At 60.7% G+C, this 12,267-nt stretch carries 10 protein-coding genes; 4 read left to right on the forward strand and 6 right to left on the reverse strand.

All coding sequences use genetic code 11. The features are described from left to right. Positions 1 to 15: 15 nt before the first annotated feature. The 3 genes from V7747_RS12900 to V7747_RS12910 all read right to left on the reverse strand — a co-directional run bounded on the left by V7747_RS12900 (position 16) and on the right by V7747_RS12910 (position 2,048). Complete coding sequence (locus V7747_RS12900; RefSeq protein ID WP_335616430.1) at positions 16 to 660, reverse strand: DsbA family protein; 645 nt, start codon at positions 658 to 660, stop codon at positions 16 to 18. A 23-nt stretch (positions 661 to 683) separates the two neighbouring features. Further along, positions 684 to 1,631: an oxygen-dependent tRNA uridine(34) hydroxylase TrhO gene (gene trhO / locus V7747_RS12905; RefSeq protein WP_335616431.1), complete on the reverse strand. Its 948-nt coding sequence runs from the start codon at positions 1,629 to 1,631 to the stop codon at positions 684 to 686. Positions 1,632 to 1,733: 102 nt separating this feature from the next. Continuing rightward, positions 1,734 to 2,048: a BolA family protein gene (locus tag V7747_RS12910; RefSeq protein ID WP_335616432.1), complete on the reverse strand. Its 315-nt coding sequence runs from the start codon at positions 2,046 to 2,048 to the stop codon at positions 1,734 to 1,736. Positions 2,049 to 2,237: 189 nt separating this feature from the next. Here V7747_RS12910 and fumC point away from each other — a divergent pair, with 189 nt between their 5' ends. Then, positions 2,238 to 3,638 carry a class II fumarate hydratase gene (gene fumC, locus V7747_RS12915; RefSeq protein WP_335616433.1) on the forward strand — a complete coding sequence of 467 codons (1,401 nt, stop codon included), beginning with the start codon at positions 2,238 to 2,240 and terminating at the stop codon, positions 3,636 to 3,638. On the opposite strand, the gene V7747_RS12920 is transcribed toward fumC, so the two are convergent. Both V7747_RS12920 and V7747_RS12925 read right to left on the reverse strand, forming a co-directional pair. After that, on the reverse strand, positions 3,639 to 4,616 hold the full coding sequence (locus V7747_RS12920) for a DMT family transporter (protein ID WP_335616434.1): 978 nt from the start codon (positions 4,614 to 4,616) through the stop codon (positions 3,639 to 3,641). 118 nt (positions 4,617 to 4,734) lie between these two features. Further along, positions 4,735 to 5,697 (reverse strand): HPP family protein, encoded by a 963-nt coding sequence (locus V7747_RS12925; protein ID WP_335616435.1) that lies wholly within the window; start codon positions 5,695 to 5,697, stop codon positions 4,735 to 4,737. 107 nt (positions 5,698 to 5,804) lie between these two features. Here V7747_RS12925 and V7747_RS12930 point away from each other — a divergent pair, with 107 nt between their 5' ends. The 3 genes from V7747_RS12930 (at position 5,805) to V7747_RS12940 (ending at position 11,503) form a co-directional block, all read left to right on the forward strand. Continuing rightward, positions 5,805 to 6,140 (forward strand): 4a-hydroxytetrahydrobiopterin dehydratase, encoded by a 336-nt coding sequence (locus V7747_RS12930; RefSeq protein ID WP_335616436.1) that lies wholly within the window; start codon positions 5,805 to 5,807, stop codon positions 6,138 to 6,140. Between the two features lie 453 nt (positions 6,141 to 6,593). Then, the gene (mnmC, locus tag V7747_RS12935; RefSeq protein ID WP_335616437.1) at positions 6,594 to 8,621 is read left to right on the forward strand and encodes a bifunctional tRNA (5-methylaminomethyl-2-thiouridine)(34)-methyltransferase MnmD/FAD-dependent 5-carboxymethylaminomethyl-2-thiouridine(34) oxidoreductase MnmC; all 2,028 of its coding nucleotides are present in this window, start codon (positions 6,594 to 6,596) and stop codon (positions 8,619 to 8,621) included. Positions 8,622 to 8,743: 122 nt separating this feature from the next. Then, a complete protein-coding gene (locus V7747_RS12940; RefSeq protein WP_335616438.1) occupies positions 8,744 to 11,503 on the forward strand; it encodes a hybrid sensor histidine kinase/response regulator in 2,760 nt (919 codons plus the stop codon). Here the strand turns inward: V7747_RS12940 and V7747_RS12945 are convergent. Then, positions 11,481 to 12,239, reverse strand: coding sequence for a sulfite exporter TauE/SafE family protein (locus V7747_RS12945; protein WP_335616439.1), 759 nt, complete (start codon positions 12,237 to 12,239; stop codon positions 11,481 to 11,483). The two genes, V7747_RS12940 and V7747_RS12945, sit on opposite strands and share 23 nt — an antisense overlap. Positions 12,240 to 12,267: the final 28 nt, after the last annotated feature.

The following is a 12,267-nucleotide window of genomic DNA, read 5'->3' on the forward strand; positions in this document are numbered from 1 at the left end:
CCGCTGCGCCTGCGCTCAGGTCGTCACCTGCGCAAACTTTTCTCCCGCCGCAACCCAGCGCGCCAGCAAAGGCAGTACCTGCTCGGAGCTTTGGTAGCCGTTGGCCAACAACGCCAGCTGACCCTCGCGCTCAGCGAGCAGTATGGGCAATCCTGCCATCCCCAGATCCGCGACCCAGCGCACATCCGCCACCGTAGCTTCGTGCATTGCCGGTTGATCGAACAGCTCACTGAACCCCGCGAGCGCATATCCGGCGGTCTCAGCCAGCTGCGTCAACACCGCAGCATGGGTGACCTCTTTGGTTTCCACGTAAAAGGCCTGCTGCACCGACCGCACATAACCCCAGGCTTTGGCGGCGTCCAGCTCACGGGCGACCACCAAGGCACGACAGACAGGCTCAGTGTTGTAGACGAAGGTGGCAGGCAGGTCCTGCGGATCGCCCACTGGCTGACCACTGTCCTGCGCCACTGCCTGCCAATGCTCAGCCAGAACCGCGCGAGTGTGTTCATCCAGCGGGGCGCCGTGATTGGCGCGCAGGCCGCCGGCGACTAGATGCAAGGGTAGTTGCGGGTATGTCGCAACAATAGCGTCAATCACCGGGGCGAAGCCCCAGCACCAGGAACACATGGGGTCCATCACGTAGATCAGGCGCTGGCTCATCGCTTACCTCGCAGATCGGCGGGTCACTCCGGCTTGGCGTTGGGCGAAGCCAGATGCTGTGGTTGGCCGATAGGATGCGGCTGATTGCGCACTTTGGCCAGTGTAATCTGCCGCTGCCGCTCTATCGCACGTTGGCGAGTCTTTTCCGGCAGACTGTCGTAACAGCGCGGGCAACTGATGCCTTCCTCGTAGAGTACCGAGGCCATGTCTTCAGCCGAGACGGGATGACGGCAGGCGTGGCACTGGTCGAAGGAGCCGGGCGCCAGATCGTGACGCACCGTGACCCGGTTATCGAATACGAAGCACTCCCCATTCCACAACGACTGCTCGGCTGGCACCTCTTCAAAATATTTGAGAATGCCACCCTTGAGGTGAAAGACCTCATCGAAGCCCTCTTCCAGCATATAACTGGACGCTTTTTCACAGCGGATGCCGCCGGTGCAGAACATGGCGACCTTCTTGTGCTTGGCCGGGTCGTAATGCGCTTTGACGTAGTCGGGGAATTCTCGAAAGGTCTTGGTCTTGGGGTCTATAGCACCCTCAAAGCTGCCGATCGATACCTCGTAGTCATTGCGGGTATCGATCAACAGCACTTCGGGGTCGCTGATCAGTGCATTCCAATCCTGCGGCTCAACGTAGGTACCGACGCGTTTGGTGGGCGACACACCTTCTACGCCCAGGGTGACGATTTCTTTCTTCAGCTTGACCTTGGTGCGGTAGAACGGCATTTCGTCGCACAGCGATTCCTTGTAATCCAGATCGCTCAGGCGCGGGTCGCTGCGCAGCCAGGTCAGTACCGCATCCATGCCCTCTCGCGGGCCGGCCACGGTGCCGTTGATGCCTTCACGCGCCAGCAGCAAGGTACCCTTGACGCCATTGGCCAGCAGGGTATCAAGCAGGGGTTGGCGCAGGGCCTGGTAATCTTCCAGCGAGACGAACTTGTAGAGTGCCACAACAACGATTGCAGACATGCATACCTCTTCTTCAGTTGGCGCCCACGTAAAGGGCGTACCTTGGGAGGCGGCATTCTAACAAAGCACCGCGCGGTGCAAAACCGCAGTCTGTCGCCGGGCTCAGCCGTCGGCCTTGCTGCCACCCAGGCAATTGGGCGAAGCCGGCGCCTGCTGGCGTGCCTGCCATTCTTCTGCGGTATAGGTATGCAGCGCCAGCGCATGGATCTGCTGCATCAGCGGACCCAGTACGCGATACACCGCCTGGTGTCGCTTGACTGCGTTCAGGCCGGCGAACTCCTCACTCACCAGTACCGCCTTGAAGTGCGATTCCGAGCCCGGCGGCACACTGTGCATGTAACTTTCGTTGACCAGTTCCAGATGGCTCGGCGCCAGCGCCTGTAACGCCTGCTCCAGTGCCTGTTGAATAGTGCCCATGCTTACCTCCGAATAAGTGCGGTCGCCATTGTAGCCCAAAGCTGCCTTGCCGGCAGGCGAACCACGGTGGCTAACTGCAGTCGAACCTGCATAGCAGCGCGGCGCTGACCTGCCATACTGTGCAGCGCTACCAGCATGCGCCAGCCAAGCGCCAGCGCTGCCCATCCACCGCACTAACTGGGAGCCATTATGACCACCCGCACCGAAACCGACAGCATGGGCCCCATCGACGTCGCCTCCGGGCGTTATTGGGGCGCGCAAACCCAGCGTTCGCTGGCGCATTTTGCGATTGGCGAGGAGCGCATCCCGCTCCCCGTGGTACACGCTCTGGGCATCATTAAAAAAGCCGCCGCGCGCACCAACAGACAACTCGAAAAACTGTCGCCGGAGCTGGCCAGCCTGATCGAACGTGCCGCCGACGAAGTCATCAGCGGCGCGCTGGATGAGCACTTTCCACTCTCGGTCTGGCAAACCGGCAGCGGCACACAAAGCAACATGAACGCCAACGAGGTGATCGCCAACCGCGCCAACGAACTGGCCGGCCAGCCACTGGGCAGCAAGCAACCAGTCCACCCCAATGATCAGGTCAACCAGTCACAAAGCTCGAACGACACCTTCCCGAGTGCCATGCATATCGCCGCCGCCAGGCAGACCCACGACCATCTGCTGCCCGCCGTGCAGGCGCTGCGTAACGCGCTGCACACGCAGGCCGAGCGTCACGCCGAGCTGATCAAGATAGGCCGTACCCACATGATGGATGCTACGCCGGTCACCTTCGGGCAGGAGCTGTCAGCCTTTGTCGCGCAACTGGATATGGGCATGCAAGCCGTGGAACAGGCCATGCCCGGCGTATTGGCCTTGGCCCAGGGCGGCACTGCCGTCGGCACCGGACTGAATACTCCCCCACGCTTTGCTACCGAGTTCGCACGCGAGGTGGCCGAGTTGACCGGCCTGCCCTTCACCAGCGCCGACAACAAATTTGCCGCGCTGGCCGGACACGAACCGCTGGTGCAATTGCACGGCGCCTGCAAGCAGCTGGCGGTGACCCTGATGAAACTGGCCAATGATCTGCGCCTGCTTGGCAGCGGCCCGCGCGCCGGCTTTGCCGAGGTGCGGCTGCCAGCCAATGAGCCAGGCAGCTCGATCATGCCTGGCAAGGTCAACCCGACACAGTGCGAAGCGCTCTCGATGGTGGCCTGTCAGGTACTCGGCAACGACACCACGCTGAGCATTGCTGCCAGCAATGGCCAGTTGCAGTTGAACGTGTTCAAACCAGTGATCATTCATACCCTGCTGCAGTCCATCCGCCTGTTGAGCGATGCCTGCAACAGCTTCCGTGAACATTGCGTAGAAGGTATGCAGCCAGACGCCACGCGTATGCGTGAGCATCTGGACAACAGCCTGATGCTAGTGACGGCGCTCAATCCGGTAATTGGTTACGACAAGGCCGCTGACATCGCCAAGAAAGCCTACAGCGAAGGCACCACACTGAAACAGGCGGCGCTGGCGCTGGGCTATCTGGACGAGGCTGGCTTTGATGCGGCAGTCAGGCCCGAGCTAATGCTCGGCGACCACAGCCCCACCAGCTAATCAGGGCGCGGGCGGCGGCGTGATGCTCAACCTGCGCAGCCGACGGTTACGCAGGTTCTGGATGAGGCTAGGCGCCAGCGCGATCAGCGCCGAACCGCCCACCACCATGAGCGCGCCCAGGTAGGCCAACGAATTAAGCAGCTCTGGCTCGATTAGGCCAGGCCAGAGCATCGAGCCCAATGCCACCATGGAGAAGGTAAACAGCGGCGTGGTGGCCACCGTGGCGCTTACCCTTGAGGCCTCCCAGTGCGCCAGCGCCTCGGCAAAGGCGCCATAGGCCACCAGTGTATTGAGACAGCAGCCCAGCAATAACCAGCGCTGCAACACACTTAGCTGCATCACCTCCAGCGGCGAGGCAAGCGGCCAGAGCAGTAGCGCACAAGCCAGGTAGATCACCATCATCACGGTGACTGACGACCAGATGGTCAGCAGCTGCTTTTGCGCCAGACCATAGAGCGCCCAGCTGAACGCCGAGGCAATGGCAATCAGAATCCCCAGGGTATAACCGCTCATCTGCGTCAGCAGCTCCATCAGCCGCTGATTGAAGAACAGCGCAAAGCCGGGAATCAGTACTGCCAGCCCGATTACCTGGCCGATACCGAAGCGCTCGCGGAATACCAGCATGCTGCCCAGCATCAGCATGATCGGGGCAACCTGAATGATCAGCTGCATGGTGCCCGGCGTCAGCCGGTCGAGCGCCATCAGGTACAGCACGTAATTGAACGCCAGGCCCAGAATGGCCACCAGCAACAGGCCACGGTTACGCAGCGACAACGCGCGAATCGATGGCAGTCGGCGTTTGGCCGCCAGCCAGCAGAACAGCACAAGTCCTGCGCTGAGCAGGCGATACCAGGTCACGGTGTAGGGGTCCATGGCCTTGAGCACTTCCTTGAGCATAATTGGCAAGACGCCCCACAGAATGGTGGTAGTCAACGCCAACAGGAATCCGTACAACCAGCGACCGGACGCAACGTGCATGAGGGGGAACTCGAAAGGACAGAAGGGAGAAAGCACATTGTAGAGCGCCGCAAGCGAGCCAAACAGAAACAGTTACGTCAGCATTGCGGTACAAACTGTTATGGTCCGACCCGCCGGCTCAGGTCGGCATTACGCGGTGCCAGGCCTCGCTGTCGGGATCAGCCTCAACCCGGTAGCGCGCCCAGCGCACAAATTCGCTGGACCGACAGATACCATTGCCCCCCTCTCCTCGGCCCTTGACGATACGGTAGCGCACCCGTCCCGCCCGGCCCGGACGATTTACCACCTGAATGACTTCACGCACCGACCAGTTATCGCCGGGCAGGCCGTTGCTGTAGAAACGGCCCTCGGCCAGGTCCTCCACACTGACCCCCTTGCTCTGGGCGTTGGCATTGGCCAACTCAACCAGACGCAGCAGGTCATCAAACTGGATATCCATGAACGAATTCATCTGCTTGAGTGCGTGTTCGAAATCCTCAGGAGCGATGCCGGGTGCCCGCGTCACCTCATGCTTGACCAGCGCCAGCGGATAACGGCGACTTTCAAACAGACTGTTGAAGCACATGGCGGCGCAGACGATGATCACGCAGTCGAGCAGGATCGGATACAGCACAAAGCCATAACCGGCTTCGGCCACTGTCGGCCCACCCAGCACCACTATCATCGCCGTTGCGCCGCCGGGGGGGTGCAGGCAGCGCGCATACATCATCACCAGAACACTGCCCCCCACCACCAGGGCAGCCATCAGCGGGGTGCTAGGTAACCACTGGATGCAGGCCACGGCGAAGGTGGCCGAGAGCACATGCCCGCCAATCACCGGCCAGGGTTGCGACAGTGCCCCGTGCGGCATGGCGAAGACCAGAATCGCTGTCGCGCCCATTGAACCGGTCACCCAGAGCGCACCTTCAGCGCCAAAGCCGAGGTGCGTGGTCCAGTACACCAGCAACAACGACACCGTGGTACCCAATGCGGAGATCGCCTTTTCACGGTGGCTCGTGCTGTCCGCACGCCAGCCGACGAAACGCAGTCCGCGTCTCACCGCGCGTCTGGCATTCAGAAATAGCGCCCGAAACTTACTCACGCAATATCACTCAGAACATGTATATGGCGCCATGATACCCCTTGGGATATCTGCCCGTCGAAGCCGTAGCCCGGCTTACATGCTGCACACAACCAACGGAGTCCACCATGACCGACCTCGCCAGCGAAGCCCTCGACACCCGTCAAAACGCTGCCAGCCAGCTACCCACCGAGCATGCAAGCGCATTGCTGCGCGGACTGCCCGGCTGGGTACTGAAAAAAGTCGATGGCATGGACCGCATCGAAAAAGTTTATGCGTTCAAGGATTTCAGCCAAGCGCTGGCCTTTACCAACCAGGTAGGCGCACTGGCAGAACAGGAAGACCACCACCCGGCGCTGCTGACGGAATGGGGGCAAGTTACCGTCAGTTGGTGGAGCCACTCGCTCGGCGGGCTGCATCGCAACGACCTAATCATGGCAGCCAGAACAGATCAGTTGACTTGAGCAGCCAGCTGCCCGCACCAAACAGCGCACTTATGACACCTTGATGACGGTTTCATAGTCGTTGGCAACATGTCGGCGAAATCTTGTAGCCAATTGGTCTAAGAGAAGCGATTCAAGTCACTAAACTGAACCTTAAGCCATGATATAAATAGCCCGTGGCGCGAGACTTGTTCCCCTCTGGGGTACGTATCAGTATCGCGCCCTGCGCCCAGCCGCTACCCGCGGTAGGCGCCCGCAAGGCCCCCACAAGGAGCCCATAGCCAATAAAAATAAAAGGCGTACGCCATGAAAGACCTGATCAAAGCCAAATGGTCGACTGTCGGCCTGGTATTCCTTGCCACCTGGCTGCTACTGATATTGCCCAACATGAGTTGAGACGCTGGGTAATTTGACGGCAGCAAGGCGCTCAAGGCGGCGTTACAATAGCCCGAAATCGCCGATTTCGGAGCCCCCTTGTCAGAGTCAAAATCTCCTGCTGCAGAGTTGGACTGGATTGACGGTGGTCAACCCTTTTCAACCCGGTTTTCCGACGTCTACTTTTCCCGTGACGCCGGCCTGGATGAAACTCGCCATGTGTTTTTACAGCACAACAGGCTGCCCGAGCGCTGGGCCCAGCTAACCACTGGCTCGCGCTTCTGTATCGCCGAGACCGGCTTCGGCACCGGCCTGAACTTTCTCGCTGCCTGGCAACTGTGGGACCAGGTCGCGCCCATTGACGCGCAACTGCATGTCGTCAGTACCGAGAAATACCCGCTTACCCCCCAGGACCTCTGCAAAGCGCTCGCCCTGTGGCCTGAACTCGCCACCTGGACACAGCAGCTACTGCAACAATACCGCGGGCTTACGCCCGGCTGGCAGCACTTCAGCTTCGCGGAGGGCCGCGTAACCCTCACCCTGTTGATCGGCGATCTGTTCGACACCCTCCCGCACTTGGATGCCCAGGTGGACGCCTGGTTTCTGGACGGCTTCGCGCCTGCCAAGAATCCGGATATGTGGCAACCGGCGCTGTTTCAGCGCATGGCGGAGCTCTCGACCGCCCAAGCCACGGTCGCCACCTTCACCAGCGTGGGCAACGTGCGCCGTGGCCTCCAGGCGGCAGGATTCAGCATGCGCAAGGTGAAAGGCTTTGGCCGTAAACGGGAGATGCTGTGCGGTAGCCTGGACAGCCGGCCCGCTGACCGCTGGCACGCCCCCTGGTATGCCAGACCCGAACAACCTGCACGTGCGGAACGCCATGCGCTGGTTATCGGCGGCGGCCTCGCTGGCTGCAGCACGGCCCACGCCCTGGCTCGGCGCGGCTGGCGCGTCACCCTGCTTGAGCGGCATAACCAACTGGCGCAGGAAGCCTCCGGCAACCCGCAAGGCATTCTCTACGCCAAACTGTCGCCGCATCATCCGCCACTCTCCCGTTTTATTCAAAGCAGCTACCAGTACAGTCTGCGCCTGCTGGCCCGCGAACTGCCCCCTACCGCAGACAACTGGCAGCCCTGTGGCGTACTGCAACTGGCCGGCAGCGCCAAGGACGCGGCGCGTCAGGCGCAATTGGCGGCGCAGGGTTACCCCGGCGACTTTCTGCAAGCGCTTGACGCAGACCAGGCCAGCGCCGTGGCCGGTGTTACCGTTGAGCACAGCGGGCTGTTCTTCCCCGGCGCGGGCTGGGTGAATCCACCGACGCTCTGCCGTCGTCTGGCAGAGCACCCCTTGATCCGCATTCAGCCGCTGGCTCAGGCCGAGCAACTGGAGCGCACAGGAGGCGTCTGGCAGGTGCGTTCAGCCAGTGGCGAGATCATCGCTGCCGCACCGGTTGCGGTCATCTGCTGTGCACATGAAAGCGCTCGCTTCCAGCAAAGCGCCCACTTGCCACTGAAGGCCATCCGCGGCCAGATCACCCATTTACCGGTCACCGCACAGAGCCAGGGCTTGCGTACCGTATTGTGCGCAGATGGCTATATCTCGCCGGCTCGCCAGGGCCAACATCATCTGGGCGCCAGCTTCCGTTTTGACCGGCTTGATAACCACCCCAGCAACGAAGAGAACTTGAGCAACCTAGACCTGCTGCCCGCGTTATCAAAGCAGCTTCAAGACAGCTTTGCCGCTTGCCGTGAGCGGGCCACCGAGCTTGAGGCGCGTGCCGCTCTGCGCTGCACCTCGCCAGACTACCTGCCACTGATCGGCCCTCTGGCGGAGGCCAGCAGCTTTGCAGAGCGCTACGCGGTACTTAACAAGGACGCTTCGCAGCAACCGACAGCGCCCGCGCCCTGGCATAGCGATCTGTTTATCAACACTGCGCATGGCTCACGCGGACTGATCAGTTGCCCGTTGGGCGCCGAGCTGGTGGCCGCCTGGATTACCGGGGAGCCACTGCCGTTGCCGCGTGATCTGAGCGAGGCGGTGCATCCCAATCGTTTCCTGCTGCGCACGCTGATTCGCGGCAACCGCGCCGACCGTCCGAAAGCACCCTCGGCGACACCACCCGAATGAAACCTCTGTGCTAGCCTTTGGCCAATACCATCACGCTCAATAACACTACAATCAGTTGATGGGTCGATCGGGTAAGAAACTGAATGCACGCGTGCCGCCTAGTCCTGTTGCTGATGTCACTCATGCTCTGGCAAGCCGCCACGCATGCCGCCAACACGCCAGAAGAATTTATCCGCGCGAGTGCAGCGCCAGCCGCCGTAACACTTGATGAGCGCAACCCCAGGATCAATCTGGTTTCCCATCTGCAGATTTACGAGGATCCCAGCGCTCACCAGACGCTGGCTGAGGTGCGCTCAAAGACCACGCCCGATGAGTGGCACATCCCCCGCAGCCGTCACGTCAATCAAGGCAAGAACCACTCGGTCTGGTGGCTACGGTTCACCCTGCGCAACCCAGATCAGCAGCGGCAGGACGCGGTGATCGAAGTCAATTACAACCTGCTCGACCAACTGGACCTGTATCGGATCGCCGGCGACGACATCAGCCACCAGCAGAGCGGCGACCATATCGAAGCCACCCAGCGGCCCATCGAAGTGCGCAACCATTGGCTGCCGGTTACGCTGGCGCCCGGCGACAACCTGTTTTATCTGCGGGTGGAAACGACCAGTACCGTATTCGTGCCGCTCTATGCCTCTACCTGGCCAGCCAATGCCGTGGCACAGGAAAACAGCAGCCTCGCGGCCGGCCTGTTCTACGGCATCATGCTGGGGCTGTTTGCCTACAACCTGTTCTTGCTGGTTTCGCTGCGCGAGGTCACCTACTTCTGGTACCTGATCTACGCCTTCAACATGATGTTGTTCATGCTCGTATTCGACGGCGTGTTGTGGAAATGGCTGGCGCCCGGCAACACCATACAATCACTGTCGGTGTACACATTGATGTTTCTGCACTGTGCCGTTGCTACCCAGTTCAGCCGGCACTTTTTGCATACTGCTGTGCATTTCCCGAAGCTTGATCGCCTGCTGCGCAGCAAAATCATAGTGGTGCTGGCCAGCCTGGTCGTGCTGCCGATGATCAGTTATGACTTATACAACCGCGCCGCCAGCCTGTTTGTGCTCGGCAGCTCGGCGATCCTGCTGTTCAGCGGGCTCCGCGTGTGGCGCCAGGGCTTTCGCTACGGCTCATACTACACCGGCGCCTGGGTGCTGCTGCTGTGCTCACTGATGCTGTCGACTGCGGGCTCGCTGGGCTATGAGTTTTTCGGCTCGTCCTACGGTACGACCTGGGTCAAGCTCGGCATCTGTGTCGAGATGTTCATTCTTTCCCTCGGCCTGGCCGACCGCATCAACGCGTTGCAGGAGGCGCGTTACCGGGCGGACGAAGACGCACGCCAGGCGCGGCTGGAATCGCGCGCGCAGGGCCGCTTTCTGGCCCGCATGAGCCACGAAATACGCACCCCGCTGAACGGTGTACTGGGCATGCTGCAATTGCTGCGAGACACCCGCCTGGACCCGACCCAACGCTATTATCTGGACACCATCAGCAAGTCCGGCAATACCTTGCTTACCGTCATCAATGACATTCTGGATTTTGCCCGCCTGGAATCAGGACGTGTGGAGCTGGAAGCCATCGCTTTCGATCCGGAGGAGCTGCTCTCCGATACCGGCAGCCTGTTCACCGCGCAAGCACTCGACAAGGGGCTCAACCTCTACTGCAGCATTGCACCCGACATTCCCCGGCAGCTGATAGGCGATCCGACACGCCTCAAACAGGTACTGCTCAACCTGCTTGGCAATGCCTTCAAGTTTACCGAACATGGCTACATCGCACTGGACGTCAGCGGCCTGCCTATTAAGGGAACACAGCCGCGCTGGCAGCTGAGTTTTAGCGTCACCGATACCGGTATTGGCATCGCGCCAGAAGCCCGCCAGAACCTGTTCCGCTCTTTCACCCAGGCTGACAGCAGCACCACCCGCCGTTATGGTGGCAGCGGGCTGGGGCTGACCATCAGCCAAGAGCTGATCAGCATGATGGGCGGGCAAATCAGCGTTTCCAGTGCGCCAGACGAGGGCGCAAGTTTTCGCTTTACCTTGGAGCTGCCGCTCGCCCCCCAGGAGAGTCCCGCCGACACTGTCCGAGCAGAAAACGCCGGACGCGCTCTGCTGATTGCCCAACAGCCTAGGGCACAGTTGACCTATCGCCTGCAACTGCAGCGCTTGGGCTATCTTGTCACGTGCCAATCAGGCGCAACTGACGACCCACGGCAGTCTGCAACCGAGCCGGATCTGCTGGTCATCGCCGCCCAGGGCTTATCCGATGAATCCCTTGAGCACTTGCTGCGCAGCGCCGAGCAGAACGGGACAGCTACCCTGCTGATACGCGACCAGCGTGATCACCGCATTGCCGCCAACCATGGCCTGCCCGGCCTGCTGATTCACGACACGCCACTGCTGCCTAGCCAGATTCGCGAGCTCTTGCAGCAGCTGCGGAAGCTGGGCAACCGCAGCAACGAGGCCACGCCAGACACTGCCGTTGCTGCTGAACAGGCCAGCGGTCATCTGCTGATTGCTGAAGACAACAGCGTCAACCAGTTGGTGGTGAAAACCTTGCTGGAAAAAGCCGGGTACAGTCTGGATATGACGGCCAACGGCGTTGAAGCGCTCGCCGCCTATCGCGCTGCGCCGGAACGCTATGATCTGATCTTGATGGACTGCGAAATGCCAGTCATGGATGGCTTCGAGGCCACGCGCCGCATTCGCGCGCACGAGCAGCGCGAACACCTGCCCCGCACCCCCATAGTAGCGCTGACGGCGCACATTCTTGACAGCCATCGGCTGGAAGGCATGACAGCCGGCATGGATGACTACCTGGCCAAACCGGTACAGAGCGCTACTCTATACAGCAGCCTGAAGCGCCTGATCAGGCCGAAACCAGCCCCATGACACCCTCAACAAAGAGTTTGCTGCCGGTCACGAACAGAAACAGGTAGCACAACCGGTAGATCAGTTTTTCGTTGCTGCGCTGCAACATCCAGAAACCCAGCTTCACGCCAATCGGGGCCAAGGGCAGTAGCACTAGCGAGGTAAGCAGGTTCTCACTGGAAAACTGTCCCAAGTAAACGTAAGCAGGCACCTTGACCCAATTGACCACGGTAAAGAACACCGCGATGGTGCCCATCAGCAGCGTCTTTTCCAGCCGCTGAGGCAGCATGTAGACGTTGATTGGCGGCCCACCAGCGTGAATACCGAAACTGGTAAAGCCCGAGACCATACCCCAGAAACGCCCGCGCCACAGGCTCGCCGGACGCGGCTCCGGATTGCCGCGGCGCAGGGCCATATTCAGCGTGAACGCCAGCGCGATTCCGCCAATCAGCAGCTTGATGTGCGCGTCGTTCAGATAGCGAAAGGTCAGAGCGCCGAGGGCGATGCCCACCAGGGCAGCGGGCAGAATAATGCGCAGATTGGTTTTGTCCCAGCGCCCGCGAAAGGTACGCAGGGCTACCAGATCCATGGCACAGAGAATCGGTAGCAGAATCGCCGCCGCCTGTTGTGGCACCACTACCATGGCCATCAGCGGCACAGACAAAATGGCGATGTTGCCGCCAAAGCCGCCCTTGGCAATACCGTAAAGCAGGACGGCAGGAATCGCGCACAGGTAGAATAGCGGGTCAGTAATCATTACAGGCCAAGTGTATTTCGAGGGCCTG

It is taken from the genome of Halopseudomonas sp. (assembly GCF_036960865.1).
GTDB lineage: Bacteria > Pseudomonadota > Gammaproteobacteria > Pseudomonadales > Pseudomonadaceae > Halopseudomonas.

What these genes read in the sequence shown, in the direction of transcription:
- V7747_RS12900 (WP_335616430.1), bottom strand. Translation starts at nt 660, where the DNA reads ATGAGCCAGCGCCTGATCTACGTGATGGACCCCATGTGTTCCTGGTGC.
- trhO (WP_335616431.1), bottom strand. Translation starts at nt 1,631, where the DNA reads ATGTCTGCAATCGTTGTTGTGGCACTCTACAAGTTCGTCTCGCTGGAA.
- V7747_RS12910 (WP_335616432.1), bottom strand. Translation starts at nt 2,048, where the DNA reads ATGGGCACTATTCAACAGGCACTGGAGCAGGCGTTACAGGCGCTGGCG.
- fumC (WP_335616433.1), top strand. Translation starts at nt 2,238, where the DNA reads ATGACCACCCGCACCGAAACCGACAGCATGGGCCCCATCGACGTCGCC.
- V7747_RS12920 (WP_335616434.1), bottom strand. Translation starts at nt 4,616, where the DNA reads ATGCACGTTGCGTCCGGTCGCTGGTTGTACGGATTCCTGTTGGCGTTG.
- V7747_RS12930 (WP_335616436.1), top strand. Translation starts at nt 5,805, where the DNA reads ATGACCGACCTCGCCAGCGAAGCCCTCGACACCCGTCAAAACGCTGCC.
- V7747_RS12940 (WP_335616438.1), top strand. Translation starts at nt 8,744, where the DNA reads ATGCTCTGGCAAGCCGCCACGCATGCCGCCAACACGCCAGAAGAATTT.
- V7747_RS12945 (WP_335616439.1), bottom strand. Translation starts at nt 12,239, where the DNA reads ATGATTACTGACCCGCTATTCTACCTGTGCGCGATTCCTGCCGTCCTG.